The following is a 15,804-nucleotide window of genomic DNA, read 5'->3' on the forward strand; positions in this document are numbered from 1 at the left end:
TGACTGAAGCTGAACACAACCTGTCAGGCAAAAGCCCGAAACACTCTGCCGCTAGCCAGTAACTCTTCAGCTGTGCAACATGGCGCGCGTGCCATCCACAAATGGGAATTCCCTTTATGAAACGTTTTCTTAGCATCGCCATGGCGTTGTGCATCGGCCTGACGATGAGCCTCGACGCCAACGCCAAGCGCTTTGGTGGCGGCAAGAGCTCCGGCGCTGCGCCGACTCACCAGACCAGCCAAATGGCTCCTTCTTCTCCTGGCGTAGGCGGTGCTGCTGCCACTGCCGGTGCGGCCGGTGCCGCGGGCGTTGCTGCCAAGGCTGGCGGTGCTTCGCGCTGGCTCGGCCCTCTGGCCGGTATCGCTGCCGGTGGCCTGCTGGCGTCCATGTTCATGGGCGGCGGCTTCCAGGGTATGCAGATCTTCGACATCCTGATCATGGCCGTTATCGCCTTTCTGGTCTTCCGTTTCATCGCCGCTCGTCGTCGCAAGCAGCAGGAGCACATGGCTCCAGCTGGCGCACCGATGCAGCGTGAAGTGTTCGAGCAGAAACCAGCGGCCATGGGTTCGATCTTCGGCGGCTCGGCAGCACCGGTTGCCGCTCGTCCGGTAATCAATGCTCCGGCCTGGTTCAATGAGAAGAACTTCATTGAAGCGGCCCGCAACCACTTCCAGTCCCTGCAGCAACACTGGGACGCCAACGAAATGGACAAGATCGCCGAGTTCGTGACCCCGCAACTGCTGGAGTTCCTCAAGCGCGAACGTGCCGATCTGGGCGACGGTTTCCAGTCCACCTACATTGATAACCTCAATGTTCAACTGGACGGCGTAGATGACCGTGCCGACAAGACCATCGCCACCCTGACCTTCACCGGTGTGTCGAAGACCTCGCGTTTCGACCAGGGCGAAGTGTTCAGCGAAAGCTGGAACATGGAACGTCCGCAGGGCGAGAACCAGCCTTGGCTGGTCGCCGGTATCCGCCAGAACGGCTGATCCCCACTGCGTTAAGCATGCTGTAATGAAAACCCCGGCCTTGGCCGGGGTTTTCTATTTCGCGGTTGCATCTATAGCGAGCTACTGTATAAACCGCCCCAACTAAACCGCGCCATCAAGCAAGAGGATCCCGGACGTGGAAGAAATCATCGAACAACTGCGTGAAGCCAACGAACCGGTACCGGTCCCCTTGGAGTTACCCGACGAAGATCAATTGGTGGAAATCGAAGAACAGCTGTTCATCGACATTCCATTCGTCTTCAGAGAATTTTTGCTGACCGTCAGCGACGTCGTCTACGGCAGCCTGGAGCCGGTGACTGTTACCGACCCGCAATCCCACACCTACCTGCCGGACGTTGCCGCCAACGCCTGGGATGCGGGTGTTGATCGCAGCATGATTCCGATCTGCCAGGACGGTGACAACTACTACCTGGTCGAAGAAGACGGCACCGTGGTGCTGTGGTTGGCCGAAGAAGAGCTGATCGCCGAAGAAACCTGGGAATCGGTGTGGCACTGGGCGCGGGACGTCTGGCTGGAAAGCTAAGACGCCTGACGCGCCACAGGGTTAATGCCCGGACGAATCCTTGTGGTTGTCCAATGTTTCGAGCAACGCCACCTGCATCCGCGTGTGCACGCGGATGAACCAGCGCCAGAGCAGCGCCGCTACAGCGGCCGCAACGACGACGATCAGCACCAGCAACTTGTTGGTCGGCAGAATACTGGCCGACAAGGCTGCCAGCAGCAGGAAAATCACTAGTAGCGAAAGGATCGGGATCACTTCGGCGATCACCCGACGCACTCGCTGCGTGTGGCGGCCGGCCATCTCCGGCTTCACGCCCATCTCCGCCAACAGCATCGAGAGCGCCTTGAGCTTGCGATAGGCGGCGATCAGGAACGGCAGCGACAACAGCAACGCCCCACCCCAGATCAACGCTTTCTGCCAGCTCGGGCCACTGATCCAGTCTTGCAGGTAAGTGGACATGCGCTCGGCGAAATAAGCGCCCGAGAAGAAGATCGCAATCACCAGCGCCAGATTGACGCCCACCTGCAACAGAATCCGCCGAATCATCGACGCCAACAGCGCACCCTCGCCCTGAGGCTGGATGCTGCGCAGCCATTCGCCGTACATCCCCAATACCCTGCCCAGTCGCTTCGGCACCACCGCGGCAAGCTTGATCGACAGCGGATCAGCCGCGCGGATCAGGTAGGGCGTCAGCAACGTGGTGATCACCGAGACGGCTACGGCGACCGGATAAAGGAAGTTGCTGGTGACCTGCAACGTCATGCCCAGCGCCGCGATGATGAAAGAAAATTCGCCAATCTGCGAAAGCCCCATCCCGACGCGAAGTGAGGTGCGTCCATCATTGCCAGCGATAAAGGCGCCAAGACCACAAGAAAACATCTTGCCCAGCACCACGGCCACGGTGATCACCGCAATCGGCCACGCGTATTGCAGCAGGATCATCGGATCGAGCATCAGCCCAATGGCGACAAAGAAGATCGCACTGAACAGATCGCGAACCGGTTCGATCAAGCGCTCGATTTTCAGCAATTGCCGGGATTCAGCCATGATCGCGCCAATCAGGAAGGCACCGAGCACCATGCTGTACTCAAGTTTGACCACCAGCAAACAGAAGCCGAAACACAGCCCCAACACGGTGATCAGCAGCATTTCATTGCTTTCGAACTTCGCCACGTAGGCCAGTAATCGTGGCACCAGCAGGATGCCGATGACCAGTGCGACGATCATGAACAGCGAGAGCTTGCCGACCGTGGAAAATACTTCGCCGGAACTGACCGTGCCGCTGACCGCGATGCTCGACAGCAAGGCGATGATGCCGATGCCAAGGATGTCTTCAACGATCAGCACACCGAAAATCAGCTGCGCGAAGCGCTCGTTCTTCATCTTCAGATCGTTGAGCGCCTTGACGATGATGGTGGTTGAGGAAATCGCCAGGATCGCGCCAAGGAACAGCGAGTCCATGGTGTTCCAATCGAACCAGCGACCTATCTCGTAGCCGATCCAGATCATCAGCACGATTTCCAGGAACGCCGCGATGAACGCCGTGGCGCCGACCTTGAACAGCTTGCGCAGGCTGAACTCCAGGCCCAGGCAGAACATCAGGAAAATCACCCCGAGTTCGGCAAGGGTTTTAATGGTTTCTTCATCGTGGATCAGGCTGAACGGCGGGGTGTGCGGACCGATGACGAAGCCGGCGACGATGTAGCCGAGTACCACCGGTTGTTTGAAGCGATGAAACAGCACGGTCACCACACCCGCGATCAACATGATCACTGCCAGATCTTGAATAAAACTGATGGCATGCATGGTGTGGGGCTCCTTAAGGGGGACTTTTGGAGGTTAACACCACGACTTCCGCTGCAAAGGCGGTGCAATATATGGAAACAGATCGATCCGGGCGTGACGGCAGCCACCCGCCCGGCGTCCCGATAACTGTTGGTTTGAAAAAGCTGACAAGGCGCCCGCAGAGGTGCCGCCCTCCCGAAATTCTGCCTTGAACCGTGAGAACGCTATGGAACCCGGAAACGCACAACTGTCGATGACGGTATTGATGACCCCCGACATGGCCAACTTCTCTGGCAATGTCCACGGCGGTACCTTGCTCAAGTACCTCGACGAAGTGGCCTACGCCTGTGCCAGCCGTTATGCCGGCCGCTACGTGGTGACCCTGTCGGTGGATCAGGTGATTTTCCGCGAGCCGATTCATGTCGGCGAACTGGTGACTTTTCTGGCCTCGGTCAATTACACCGGCAACACCTCCATGGAGGTGGGCATCAAGGTGGTGACCGAAAACATCCGCGAGCGCTCGGTGCGCCACACCAACAGCTGCTTCTTCACCATGGTCGCAGTGGATGACGACCGCAAACCGGCTGCTGTCCCGCCACTGCAACCGCAGAACAGCGAAGACAAACGCCGCTACATGCAAGCTCAGCAACGTCGGCAGATTCGTCAGGAACTGGAAAAGCGTTATCAGGACATCAAGGGCGACGCCTGAGCTGTTCAGTGAGCTTGATGTCGTTCGTTAGATAGTCTTCGCGAGCAAGCCCGCTCCCACACGGGATCTGCTGTGAACACAAAATTTGTGTACGACGGAGACCAAATGTGGGAGCGGGCTTGCTCGCGAATGGGTTCAACGCGGAACTCAGAGACTGATCGCCGTCGCCTCGAACCGCACCCGTGGATGGGCAATTCGGTCCTGAGCCCGTACCAGTTCCAGCTCATAGCTGGAGCAAGCCTGGGTTTCCAGCAGCACTTCATGCACCGCCGACGCAGCGAATTCAAAAGCCGCCACCAGGCTATCGCCCAACAGCACGCGAGCCAGAAACAGTCCGGAGGTCAGGTCGCCGACGCCCACCGGCTGACGCGGGAACGCCAGCAGCGGACGGCGCAGATGCCAGCTGTCTTCGGCCGTCACCAGCAACATCTCGAAAACATCCGCCGGTTTACCGGGATAGTCCAGATGCTTGACCAGCACAGCCTTCGGACCACGCGCCAGCAACGCTCGCGCCATGGCCAGGCAATCGAACAACGATTGCGGCTTGCGCCCCGAAAAGCTGTCCAGCTCCAGCTGGTTGGGGCACATGAAGTCCGCCACGGCAGCCGCCTCCTCCAGCAGGAAATCGCTAACTTCCGCGGGCACGCTGCAACCCTTCTCCGGATGGCCCATCACCGGGTCACACAGATACAGTGCCTTGGGATTCATCGACTTGATCCGCGCCACACCTGTCAGGATCGCCCGGCCCTGGGCAGCACTGCCGAGATAGCCGGACAATACCGCGTCGCAGTTGCCCAGCTCGCCAATCGCCGCGATGCCTTCGACCAGATCGGGAATCTGATGCGGCGCCAGCACTTCACCGGCCCATTGGCCGTACTGGGTGTGGTTGGAGAACTGCACCGTATTGAGCGGCCAGACATTCACCCCGACCCGCTGCATCGGGAAAACCGCGGCGCTGTTGCCAGCGTGGCCGAACACCACGTGGGACTGGATGGCGAGCAGATGGGGCGTACGTTTCATGCGGTGAGTTTTCCGTCAAACGATTGAAATTCAAGCCGCGCAGTATGCGACTAAACGCAGCCTGTACGACAGACCGGCGACGCAGTTAAGCTGACACTATCTTGTTGGAGCAACGTGTTGATGCTGACCCTTGGAAATATCTTCGTCCTGATGCTGCTTGCCACCGGTGGCGCGTGGGTGTGGCACAACCATGGCTTGCGCGAGCGTGCGCTGGAGCGGGTCAAGCTGCATTGCGCAAAGCTCGGAATCGAGCTGCTGGACGGCAACGTGGCCTTGAAGAAGATAGCGTTCATTAAAGACGCCAACGGCCGGCGGCGCCTCGCCCGTGTGTATAACTTCGAATTCACCGTGACCGGTGAAAGCCGTCACAACGGCACCATCACCCAGTTCGGCGCTCACAGTGCGCAGATTGAGCTGGCGCCCTACCCAATGCCGTTCGACGACACGCCTGCGGTGACCGATGTAGTGAAACCGCGCGCTGAGGTCATCGAGATGAGCCAGTGGCGGCAAGAACACACTAAATGGCGTCCTTGATTCAAGTCGGGCTCGACCGGCAGTCGGCTAGATCTCTTTGCAATGAATCAACATCCTGCGGCTCACTGAAAATCAGCTCGATGCGCGAATCACGCCGCCATTCGCTGGGCTGCCAGTCCAGCGCCGAGTTTTCCAGCGCATTCGCCGAAACCCACCCGTCGACGCTGTGGATAACCAGTTTCGCCCGCCGCCAGGCAAGGCTTTCAAGCCAACGGCCAACGAGCGTCGCATCGAAAGCCTGACTTGGATGCCAGCGCCACCCAACACTCCAGCCGCCCTCCTGTTCCTGGCTCAAGCAAATTGGCAGCACAGGATCGGTCCAGATGGCCGGCAACTGCGCCAATCCTTTGGGTGCAACAAAGTTATCCACACCCGCTACAGCCTGAACCCCAAACCCCGGCAACTCACTCAATGGCAACGCGGCTTGCTGCGTCCAGTACAACGGACGCGCCGGCAACTGTGCGGCGATTCGCTGGCGATCAGCGTCGTCGATATTTTCGGCTTTATTCATCAGCAATAGCCCGGTGCTCTTGAGCGCTTCCTGTTGCGCCACCGGCAGCGGTTTGCCGGCAGCAAGTGCCTGGGCGTCCAGCACCAGCACGCAGGGTTGAACAGCCAACACGCCTTGCCACGGCGCCTCACTCAATTGCCGGAGCAATTGCGCCGGATGTCCAAGCCCGGAGGGCTCGATGAACAGCCGATCCGGCCGCGCCTTGCGCAGCAAACGCCCGAGGCCGATCTGAAACGGCGCACCATTCACGCAACACAAACAGCCCCCGGCCACTTCACCCAGTGCGATACCATCGGTGTCCTGGGTCAGCAACGCAGCGTCGAGGCCAATCTGACCGAACTCGTTGATCAGCACCGCCCAACGCTCATTCGCCGGCCGCTGCGCCAGCAGGTGCTTGATCAGGCTGGTCTTGCCGGCACCCAAGGGGCCAGCAATGACGTGCGTGGGAATATTCTGCAACATGGTCGAAGTTTTCTGAGGAGGTAAAGGATGCGGTTGATGGGGTTGTCGGTGCTCTTGGCGCTCATGTCCGGCGACGCGCTGGCTCAGGCTTGCGTGGTACATAGCACGGCTGCGCGACTCGACGTGAAAGTCTGCCAGCAGAACCGCAACATCCCGGAAAAGCTATTCGCCGATGGTTTCTGCCAGCCGAACCTTCCCGGCCAGAAAGTCGAAGTGCAGTACGTCGACCAATGCCCCACCGGCGCGTTCGGCGTGTGCAGCAACGCCCAAGTCGCCAATATGCCTTACCGGCAGGATATTCACTATTACGGCGTAGCCACGGATGCGGCGTATTTGAAGCCGTTTTGCGAAGCCCAGAGCCAGGGAACCTGGCTCAAGCCGTGAGCTGCTAGCTCAGCCAGTCGAGCGTCAGGATCAACCGCCGCTCACCGGACGCAAGCTGTGGCGAGCGATGAATAAGGCCGAAGCCTTCGTTGCCATGCCATTTCTCGCCTTTGAGCAACGCGACTTCGCCGCTGGCGATCTGCTCGATCAGCGGACCGTCCTGGGGTTCGGCTTCGGCGTTGCCCAATTGTCGGCGATCCATCGCACCTTCCTTCAGCCACTGGCTGCCGATTCCGCAATACGTGGTGATCAGCCGCACCGGCACATGATCGACGTGGAAACGCGGGCACATGGCCTTGTCCAGGACCCGCAGGCGCAGGCCGATACGCTTGGCGCCCAGCAAACAGGCGAAAGCACTGACCAGCCAGGCGACGTCGGCGATGAAACCTTCGTAACCTTCTAGATCACTGAAACCTGAGGCTAATCCATGAAGATTGGGTTCGGTGTCATCGCTGGGCAGTTCCAGGACCAGCGACTCGGCCAACGGCTCGTTCAGGGACAGCAGCAAACGCCCGAAATCAGCGATGTGCGCCGGCAGTTGGCGCTGCCAAACGGTGAGGTTTACGCCGTCATCCAGTATTCTGGGGAGCGCTTGCGGCGTCTCACCTTGAACCTGATGAATGATCGGCCGCAGTTTCAGACTGGGTGCCAACATCAGGCTGCCGCCTCTTCGTGCCACGGGCCAAATGGATCTGGCAGTAGTCGCCAGCCCTCGATGCCTAACGCCATTTCATCGTCGGTCAGCAGGCAACTGTCGAGTTCAGCGGTGAGTTGCGCGAAGTCGATGTTCTGGCCGATGAACACCAGTTCCTGGCGGCAATCGCCAGTGGTTGCGGTCCAGTTTTCCATGATCCCGGCGGTGCTTTCTTCGTCCTGCGGCCACTGGGTTTTCGGCACGAAACGCCACCAGCGTCCGGCGAAACCATGGCGCATCAATCCACCGGCCTGAGACCAGCTGCCGGCGTCCATGTGCTTGCTGGCCAGCCAGAAGAAACCCTTGGAGCGCAGCAGTTTGCCGTTCACCCACGGGCGGTCGATGAAGCTGAAAAAGCGCTGCGGATGAAACGGTCGGCGGGCTCGGTAGGCTGTCGAGGCGATGCCGTATTCCTCGGTTTCCGGCACGTGTTCGCCACGCAGTTCCTGTAACCAGCCCGGCGCCTGAGCGGCCTTTTCGAAGTCGAAACGGCCGGTATTGAGGATCTTCGCCAAGGGAATTTCACCCATGACCATCGGGATAATTTCCGCCTGGGCGTTAAGCCGCTCAAGGATCGCGATCAGCTCCTGGCGTTCGCTGCTGCTGATCAAGTCGATCTTGCTGATCAGAATCACGTCGGCGAATTCGATCTGCTCGATCAACAGGTCGGTGATCGAGCGTTCGTCCTCTTCACCCAAGGTTTCACCACGGGATGCGAGGCTTTCGGCGGCCTGATAATCGAGCAGGAAGTTCATGCCATCGACCACGGTGACCATGGTGTCGAGCCGGGCGATGTCGGCCAGGCTCTGCCCTTCTTCATCGCGGAAGGTGAAGGTTTCCGCCACGGGCAGCGGCTCGGAAATGCCAGTGGACTCGATCAATAAATAATCAAAGCGACCCTCCTTGGCGAGTTTGCTCACTTCTTCCAGCAAGTCTTCGCGCAAGGTGCAGCAGATGCATCCATTGCTCATCTCCACCAGTTTTTCTTCCGCGCGGTTCAGGCTGACATCGCGCTGGACTTCGCCGCCATCGATGTTGATTTCGCTCATATCATTGACGATCACGGCGACGCGCAGCTTCTCGCGATTGCGCAGCACGTAGTTGAGCAGCGTACTTTTGCCAGCGCCGAGAAAGCCCGACAGGACGGTTACGGGGAGACGATTGGGCATCAGGTATTCCTCACAGAGATGCCCGGTCGCAGTGTCGGGCTTAACTTAATGTTATAGTATAACAACACAATCAAGCCACTCTCCTCTTGCCCACGATGACAAAGGGCACGATGCTCAAGCCCGTTCGGTCTGTGAGAAATTCTATGCGTGTAGCCCTGAAAATAGCGCTGATGAGCTTTTCGCTGCTGGTCGCTGTCGACGCCTGGGCGCAAATCCCGAGCCAGGCCAAATGCACCCGAAGCGCCAATCTGCTGGCCTGCGTGGATAGCGACGGCAACGCGTACAGCGTCAACACCGTCGGAAGCACGATCTATCTGCGGGGCTTCGAAGCGGCCGGAAAACGCCATTGGGCGCAGACCAACAGTCGCTACGGACAACTCACGTTCTTCACTGGGCTCGCTTCCGATGGCGAGGCCTGGGTCGGCTACAACCGTCGCGTCGGCTGGACCACGATCAATCGGTTTTCCAGTTCCGGTGGCAGCAGTGGCAAGTTCACCTGTAGCCGAATTACGGGATGTTAGGCCTGGGATTTTTTCTGCTCTTGCTGCCAAGCGATGTAGCTGTTTACCGGCGGATTTTTCTGGAAATAGCGCTGTAAACCTTCGAATAAACCATTGGCTACGGCCTGCTGGTGGCGCGCGGTGACCAGTCGCTGACTGTCGCGAGCGTTGGAGATGAAGCCGGTTTCCACCAGGATCGACGGCACGTCCGGCGACTTCAGCACCGCAAATCCCGCTTGTTCCACACGCTTCTGATGCAATGTGGTGATGCCAGCCAGACTGCCGAGCACCGTGTTGCCCAGCTGCAAGCTGGCGGCGAGGGTCGCGTTCATCGACATGTCGAGAATGACCCCGGCGAGCATCGGGTCCTTGTCTTTGAGGTTGAGCAGGCTGGTAGCGCCCAGCAGGTCTGCGCCGTTCTCTCGTTGCGCTATGAAACGCGCCGTCGCCGACGTTGCTCCACCCTCGGACAGGCAGTAGACCGAAGCGCCCGACGCGGTGAGACGCGGCGCCGCATCGGCATGCACCGAGATGAACATGTCGGCGTTGTGCTTGCGAGCGATCTCCACACGCTTGCGCAACGGGACGAAGAAGTCGTCGTTGCGCACCAGTTTCACGTCGAAGCCCTTCTCGCGTTTCAGCCGTTTGGCCAATAGCTGGGCGATGGACAGCACCACGTCTTTCTCACGCTCACCTTTGGCGCCGACCGCTCCCGGATCTTTGCCGCCGTGACCAGGGTCGACCACGACGATGATGTCGCGCTTGGGGTGAGCCTTGTCGACGGTCGGCTCGGGCGCAGCCGCCATTTGTAACGGCGCAGTCGCCTTCAGATCGAGTACCAGTCGATGTCCCTGACCGTCCTGTGGCGGCAGCAGAAAACTGGCGAGCTGCACTGGGCCGCTGAGGTCGAGGACGATCCGCGTATCGCCATGGCCGAAGGGCCCGGAGCGGATAGAGCGAATCACAGTGTTGTTGAGCATCAACTGACTGAAGTCGCCACTCAGGTTAGCACCACTCAGATCGATGATCAGCCGTTCGGGAGCGCTCAGGGAAAACGTCTTGTATTGCACCGGCCCGCTCAGATCGAACACCAATCGCAACTTGTCATCCGAACGCCAGAGCCGCGCATTGCGAATTTGTGTGGCCGAGACGCCAAACGGTAAAGCGAAGGCCGCGCTGGCCAGGATCAAGTTCAACAACTGACGTCTGTGCATGATGAAAGCCTGTTCATGAAAAAGGCATGGTCGATTTTAATGTAATAACATAACATACAGAATCGACTCCCACGATGGACCTGCTCATGAATGCGCTGACTCTGCCGGATATCGCCGCGCAGGCCTCACGCCAAGCCCTGCCACTCGACTGGGTGGGCATGTGCGGCATTGCTCTTCCTGTTTTATTCGATGGCCAACGAATGAGTGCAAAGGCCGATGCGGGCGTTAGCCTCGACGATGGAGAGGCGCGCGGTATTCATATGTCGCGGCTGTACTTGGCGCTGGAAATGCTTGAGGGAGAAAACCTGACACCCGCCTTGTTGCGGCAAGTTTTGCAAAGTTTCCTCAAGACTCATGAAGGACTGTCCAACAGCGCGTACTTAAAAATTCACACCGATTTACTGCTCAAAAGACCGGCGCTTGTCAGTCCATTGGCCGGCTGGAAAACCTATCCAGTAAGCATCGAAGCACGTTTGAAAAACGCAATGTTCCACGTGGAACTAAAAATCGACGTGCCTTATTCCTCGACTTGCCCGTGTTCGGCCGCGCTTTCCCGGCAGTTGATTCAACAGCAATTCATCGATGACTTCGCCAACAAGCCGTTGCAACATGCCGATGTTTTGGCTTGGCTCGGCTCCACAAAAGGCATCGTCGCAACGCCTCACAGCCAACGGAGCACTGCGAGATTGCGGCTTCGAGTGGATGACTACCTGGATGACTTGCCGCTGATCGCGATCATCAACGACGCCGAAGCAGCCCTCGGCACCGCCGTACAAACCGCCGTAAAACGCGCCGACGAACAAGCCTTCGCGTTGGCCAACGGTCAGAACCTGATGTTCTGCGAAGACGCCGCCCGCCGTTTGAACCTGGCGCTGAAACGCTCCCCTGGCATCAACGCCTTCCACCTACGAGTCGTCCACGCGGAAAGCCTCCACGCCCACGATGCCGTCGCCGAAAGCCGCTGGAATTGGGAGGCCGCATGATCCGTTGCCAAGCCTTGCGTTGGGGTGCACCCGGCCAGCCACTGACTCCACCCGTGGATTTCGAACTGGCCCAAGGAAGTCTCACCGCCGTAATCGGTGCGAACGGTTCGGGTAAAAGCAGCCTGCTGAAAGTCATCGCTGGCTTGCAAAAACCGCTGACCGGCAAAGTCATCCTGGATGTTCCACGCAAGGGCAAGCTCTCGTTCCTTCCACAGCAACAACACCTGGATCGCCAATTCCCCATCAGCTTGCAAGAGTTAGTGGCCGCCGGTTTCTGGGGTAGCACGCAGTCTCCCGAGATACGCAGACAACGCCTCAAAGTCGTGCTGGAAAACTGGTGTCTGGGCGGACTGGAACAGCGCCCGTTGATGGCCTTGTCCGGCGGCGAATTACAGCGTGCCCTGCTCGCCCGTTTGAGCCTCGCGGATTCGCCACTGCTGTTGCTCGACGAACCCCACGCCGCCCTCGACGAACTCGGTCAGGCGCTGCTCTGGAAACACATCCACGCCTGGCATGCCGAAGGCCGAACCCAGCTGATCGTGTGCCATGACCTGGCCGCCGTTCGCCAACACATTCCTCAAACGTTGCTGATCAAAAGCACCGGCTGCGTCATCGGGTCGAGCGTTGATCTGATCCATCAACAACCACATGCGCGGGTGGCCTGATGCTCGCTGTCGCTCATCTTTGGCAACCGTTCCACGAGTTCGTGTTTATGCGCCGAGCGCTGCTGGGTGGATTGGTCCTGGCGTGCAGCACGGCACCGTTGGGCGTGTTTTTGATCCTGCGACGGATGAGCCTGATCGGCGACGCCGTGGCTCACGGCATTCTGCCGGGGGCCGCTTTGGGCTTCTGGTTCGCCGGATTGAGTCTGCCGGCGCTGACCGTCGGCGGCCTCGGTGCCGGTCTCGGCATGGCTGGACTCGCCGCCTGGATCACCCGTCGCACCGGCCTGCGGGAAGACGCCAGTCTCGCCGCGATCTACCCGATATCCCTTGCCTGCGGTGTGCTGATCCTCGGCATCGCCGGCAAACGTCTGGACCTGTTGCACCTGTTGTTTGGCTCGGCCCTGGCAGTCGATGGCCCGACGTTGACCGGCATGCTCTGGGTCTCCGGCTTCAGCCTGATCGCCATGGCGCTCATCTACAAACCGCTGTTGCTGGACACCCTCGACCCACTCTTTCTGCAAACCGTCAGCCGACTTGGTCCCTTGGCTCACGGCGTATTTCTAACCCTTGTGGTGTTGAATCTGGTGATCGGTTTTCAAGCCATCGGCGCGCTGATGGTGGTCGGTTTGATGATGTTGCCCGCCGCCGCGTCGCGCTTCTGGAGTCGTCGCTTGCCGACGTTAATGGCCATCGCCGCCCTGCTCGGCTGCCTATCGGTGTGGCTCGGTTTGTTGCTGTCGTTCTACTTCTCGCTGCCCAGCGGCCCGGCGATCGTGCTGGTGGCTGGCGGTTTGTATCTGCTGTCCGTGGTGTTCGGACCGGTGCATGGTTTGCTGCGCCGCCCGCCTTTGCTCACATCCCAATGAGGTGTTACCCGATGCGCGTTCTACTCGTGCTGTTCAGTTTGCTGCTGTCGATGTCGCTGTCTGCTGCGGAAAAACTTCAGGTAGTCACCAGTTTCAGCATCCTCGCGGACATGACCCATCAAGTCGGCGGCGACCATATCCAGATCACCAACATGGTCGGCCCGGATGCCGATGCTCACACGTACGAGCCGACCCCGGACGACGCCAAGGCGTTGCTCAAAGCCAAACTCATCATCAAAAACGGCTTGGGTTTCGAGCCTTGGCTGGACCGTCTGGTGACCAGCACCGAGACCAAAGCGCCATTGATCAGCGCGAGTCGCGGCGTCATCCCGCGCTCCCTGGATGAAGATGGCGAGACGATTCCCGACCCGCACGCTTGGCACAATCTGGCGAACGCTGAGCTGTATATCAGCAACATCACCAAGGCGCTGATCGCCGCTGACCCGACGAACAAAGCCGACTACGAACGCAACAGTCAGACCTACCTGAAACAGATCTACGCGCTGCTTGCCGACGCCAAGGTCAAACTCGGTTCGCTGCCACCGGGCAATCGCAAAATCGTGACGTCCCATGACGCCTTCGGTTATCTCGGTCAGGCTTATGGCATCGACTTCATGGCCCCTCAAGGCCTGTCCACCGAGCGCGAACCGTCAGCCGCCGAAGTCGCTGCGCTGATCACCCAGATACGCCAAGCCAAGGTCAAAGCCGTATTCATGGAAAACATCAAGGATGCACGCCTGCTCAAGCAGATTGCCGATGAAAGCGGCGCGCACATCGGTGGCACGTTGTACTCCGATGCGCTCGCGGCCAGCGGGCCGGCCAGCACCTTCGCCGGGTTGTTCGAGTACAACCTCAACACCTTGTACGAGGCGTTGAGCAAGCCATGATCCGCAAGAATCCTTCGGGTGATTTACCATTGATTGCCGAGTCAGCGTACGTGGATAAAACCGCCATCATCTGCGGCAAAGTGGTGATCGGCAAAAACGTCTTCGTCGGTCCTTACGCGGTGATTCGTGCCGACGAAGTGGATGCCTCAGGCGAGATGGAACCGATCACCATCGGCGCCAACTCGAACATCCAGGATGGCGTGGTGATCCACTCCAAGTCCGGCGCGGCAGTGACCATCGGCGAGTTCAGCTCCATCGCCCACCGCTCGATCGTTCATGGTCCGTGCAAGGTCGGCGACCGGGTGTTTATCGGGTTCAACAGCGTGCTGTTCAACTGCGCAGTCGGTGACGGTTGCGTGGTGCGGCACAACTCGGTGGTCGATGGTCGCGACTTGCCCGAAGACTTCTACGTGCCCTCCACCACCCGCATCGGCCCGAAGACAGATCTGTCGCAGTTCCCACCGGTGAGCATCAGCGCCTCGGAGTTTTCCGAGGACGTGGCGCGCACCAACGTCGATCTGGTGCGCGGCTACAAAGCCCTGCAGAACGAGTTCTGACCATGAGCAGCGTGCTGATTCGCAATGCCCGGTTGGTGAACGAAGGTAGGGAGTTTGAGGGTGATCTGTTGGTGAGCAACGGCCGAATCGTGAAGATCACCAGCAGCATCCAAGGTGAAAATGCCGACGTGGAAATTGATGCACAAGGGCAATGGCTGCTGCCCGGAATGATCGACGACCAAGTGCATTTCCGCGATCCAGGCTCGCCAGACAAGGGCAGCTTCTACACCGAATCGCGGGCGGCGGTGGCCGGTGGCATCACCAGCTTCATGGACATGCCCAACACCCATCCGGCGACCCTGACCCTCAGCGCACTGGCCGACAAAAAGCGCCACGCGGCGATCAACTCCGTCGCCAATTACGGCTTTCATTTCGGCGTGAGCAACGACAATCTCGACACAGTCGCCAGGCTCAACCCCTGTGAAGTCGCCGGCGTCAAAGTGTTCATGGGCGCCTCGACCGGCAACATGCTGGTCGATGACCCAAAGATTCTGGAGCGGCTATTTGCCGAGGTGCCGACCCTTTTGTTGGCCCACTGCGAACACACGCCCAGCATCAACGCCAATGCCGCGAACCTGCGTGACTTGTTCGGCGAACACATTCCTGCTGCGGCCCACCCGCTGATCCGCAACGCCGAGGCCTGCTTTCGCTCTTCCTCTATGGCCGTGGACCTGGCCAGGCGTCACGGCACCCGACTGCACGTTCTGCACCTGACCACCGCCCGCGAACTGGCGTTGTTCGAAGACAAGCCGCTGGCCCAGAAACGCATCACCGCCGAAGTCTGCCTGCACCACTTGCTGTTCGATGACCGGGATTACCCGAGCCTCGGCAACCTGATCAAGTGCAACCCGGCGATCAAAACCCAGGCCGACCGCGATGCCTTGCGCGAAGCGTTGCTGAGCCATCGGCTCGACGTGATCGGCAGCGATCACGCGCCCCACACCTGGGCTGAAAAACAGCGACCGTACAGCCAGGCGCCTTCCGGTTTGCCGTTGGTGCAACACGCCCTGCCCGCGTTGCTGGAACTGGTCGCGGATGAAGTGTTGCCGATCACTACGCTCGTCGCAAAAACCAGTCACCGGGTCGCCGATCTGTTCGCCATTCCCGACCGAGGTTATCTGCGCGAAGGCTATTGGGCCGACCTCGTTCTGATCAAACCGGAACCTGGTGGCGTCGCCGTTTCCCAGCAGCCGATCCTGTCTCAATGCGGCTGGACACCTTTTGCCCGCAAGCGTTTCCGCCACAGCGTCAGCACCACGATCGTGTCGGGGCAAATTGCCTGGCACGACAAACGTCTTAATGACAACTGCCTGGGTTTACCACTACGGTTTATGCGCTAGCACTCGAGA

At 59.4% G+C, this 15,804-nt stretch carries 18 protein-coding genes; 12 read left to right on the forward strand and 6 right to left on the reverse strand.

Annotated features, from left to right (window positions below; all coding sequences use genetic code 11):
- Window positions 1-116 precede the first annotated feature (116 nt).
- Window positions 117-992, forward strand: coding sequence for a Tim44 domain-containing protein (locus tag KGB23_RS12705; protein WP_223431319.1), 876 nt, complete (start codon window positions 117-119; stop codon window positions 990-992).
- A 136-nt stretch (window positions 993-1,128) separates the two neighbouring features.
- On the forward strand, window positions 1,129-1,536 hold the full coding sequence (locus KGB23_RS12710) for an SMI1/KNR4 family protein (protein WP_008156656.1): 408 nt from the start codon (window positions 1,129-1,131) through the stop codon (window positions 1,534-1,536).
- Between the two features lie 21 nt (window positions 1,537-1,557).
- Here KGB23_RS12710 and KGB23_RS12715 read toward each other — a convergent pair whose 3' ends face one another.
- Complete coding sequence (locus KGB23_RS12715) at window positions 1,558-3,321, reverse strand: cation:proton antiporter (protein WP_223431320.1); 1,764 nt, start codon at window positions 3,319-3,321, stop codon at window positions 1,558-1,560.
- 205 nt (window positions 3,322-3,526) lie between these two features.
- Between KGB23_RS12715 and KGB23_RS12720 the strand changes: the two genes are divergently transcribed.
- A complete protein-coding gene (locus KGB23_RS12720; protein WP_223431321.1) occupies window positions 3,527-4,009 on the forward strand; it encodes an acyl-CoA thioesterase in 483 nt (160 codons plus the stop codon).
- A 147-nt stretch (window positions 4,010-4,156) separates the two neighbouring features.
- Here KGB23_RS12720 and pdxY read toward each other — a convergent pair whose 3' ends face one another.
- Complete coding sequence (gene pdxY / locus KGB23_RS12725) at window positions 4,157-5,029, reverse strand: pyridoxal kinase PdxY (RefSeq protein WP_046044965.1); 873 nt, start codon at window positions 5,027-5,029, stop codon at window positions 4,157-4,159.
- A gap of 120 nt (window positions 5,030-5,149) precedes the next feature.
- Here pdxY and KGB23_RS12730 point away from each other — a divergent pair, with 120 nt between their 5' ends.
- On the forward strand, window positions 5,150-5,563 hold the full coding sequence (locus KGB23_RS12730) for a DUF3301 domain-containing protein (RefSeq protein ID WP_223431322.1): 414 nt from the start codon (window positions 5,150-5,152) through the stop codon (window positions 5,561-5,563).
- Window position 5,564: 1 nt separating this feature from the next.
- Here KGB23_RS12730 and KGB23_RS12735 read toward each other — a convergent pair whose 3' ends face one another.
- Entirely contained in the window at window positions 5,565-6,536 is a 972-nt protein-coding gene (locus KGB23_RS12735; RefSeq protein ID WP_223431323.1) for a CobW family GTP-binding protein, read from the reverse strand.
- Between the two features lie 27 nt (window positions 6,537-6,563).
- Here KGB23_RS12735 and KGB23_RS12740 point away from each other — a divergent pair, with 27 nt between their 5' ends.
- Window positions 6,564-6,920, forward strand: a complete 357-nt coding sequence (locus tag KGB23_RS12740) for a hypothetical protein (protein ID WP_046044962.1) — start codon at window positions 6,564-6,566, stop codon at window positions 6,918-6,920.
- A gap of 4 nt (window positions 6,921-6,924) precedes the next feature.
- On the opposite strand, the gene KGB23_RS12745 is transcribed toward KGB23_RS12740, so the two are convergent.
- The gene (locus tag KGB23_RS12745) at window positions 6,925-7,575 is read right to left on the reverse strand and encodes a DUF1826 domain-containing protein (protein WP_223431324.1); all 651 of its coding nucleotides are present in this window, start codon (window positions 7,573-7,575) and stop codon (window positions 6,925-6,927) included.
- On the reverse strand, window positions 7,575-8,783 hold the full coding sequence (zigA, locus tag KGB23_RS12750; RefSeq protein ID WP_223431325.1) for a zinc metallochaperone GTPase ZigA: 1,209 nt from the start codon (window positions 8,781-8,783) through the stop codon (window positions 7,575-7,577). Before zigA ends, KGB23_RS12745 begins: the two co-directional genes overlap by 1 nt.
- A 143-nt stretch (window positions 8,784-8,926) precedes the next feature.
- Here zigA and KGB23_RS12755 point away from each other — a divergent pair, with 143 nt between their 5' ends.
- Entirely contained in the window at window positions 8,927-9,304 is a 378-nt protein-coding gene (locus tag KGB23_RS12755) for a glutamine synthetase (protein WP_223431326.1), read from the forward strand.
- Here KGB23_RS12755 and KGB23_RS12760 read toward each other — a convergent pair.
- A complete protein-coding gene (locus KGB23_RS12760) occupies window positions 9,301-10,497 on the reverse strand; it encodes an N-acetylmuramoyl-L-alanine amidase (RefSeq protein WP_223431327.1) in 1,197 nt (398 codons plus the stop codon). The genes KGB23_RS12755 and KGB23_RS12760 overlap by 4 nt on opposite strands.
- Before the next feature lie 86 nt (window positions 10,498-10,583).
- Between KGB23_RS12760 and folE2 the strand changes: the two genes are divergently transcribed.
- Genes folE2 through KGB23_RS12790 form a run of 6 tightly spaced genes read left to right on the forward strand, consistent with a single transcriptional unit; the run spans window position 10,584 to window position 15,795 of the window.
- Entirely contained in the window at window positions 10,584-11,480 is an 897-nt protein-coding gene (folE2, locus tag KGB23_RS12765; RefSeq protein ID WP_223431328.1) for a GTP cyclohydrolase FolE2, read from the forward strand.
- Entirely contained in the window at window positions 11,477-12,145 is a 669-nt protein-coding gene (locus KGB23_RS12770) for a metal ABC transporter ATP-binding protein (RefSeq protein WP_223431329.1), read from the forward strand. The genes folE2 and KGB23_RS12770 overlap by 4 nt, the downstream gene beginning before the upstream one ends.
- Entirely contained in the window at window positions 12,145-13,011 is an 867-nt protein-coding gene (locus KGB23_RS12775; protein ID WP_223431330.1) for a metal ABC transporter permease, read from the forward strand. The genes KGB23_RS12770 and KGB23_RS12775 overlap by 1 nt, the downstream gene beginning before the upstream one ends.
- An 11-nt stretch (window positions 13,012-13,022) precedes the next feature.
- The gene (locus KGB23_RS12780; RefSeq protein ID WP_223431331.1) at window positions 13,023-13,898 is read left to right on the forward strand and encodes a metal ABC transporter substrate-binding protein; all 876 of its coding nucleotides are present in this window, start codon (window positions 13,023-13,025) and stop codon (window positions 13,896-13,898) included.
- Complete coding sequence (locus KGB23_RS12785) at window positions 13,895-14,455, forward strand: DapH/DapD/GlmU-related protein (RefSeq protein WP_223431332.1); 561 nt, start codon at window positions 13,895-13,897, stop codon at window positions 14,453-14,455. The genes KGB23_RS12780 and KGB23_RS12785 overlap by 4 nt, the downstream gene beginning before the upstream one ends.
- A gap of 2 nt (window positions 14,456-14,457) precedes the next feature.
- Window positions 14,458-15,795: a dihydroorotase gene (locus tag KGB23_RS12790; RefSeq protein WP_223431333.1), complete on the forward strand. Its 1,338-nt coding sequence runs from the start codon at window positions 14,458-14,460 to the stop codon at window positions 15,793-15,795.
- Window positions 15,796-15,804 lie beyond the last annotated feature (9 nt).

It is taken from the genome of Pseudomonas sp. GL-B-26, assembly GCF_019947405.1.
In the GTDB taxonomy this organism is placed as follows: domain Bacteria; phylum Pseudomonadota; class Gammaproteobacteria; order Pseudomonadales; family Pseudomonadaceae; genus Aquipseudomonas.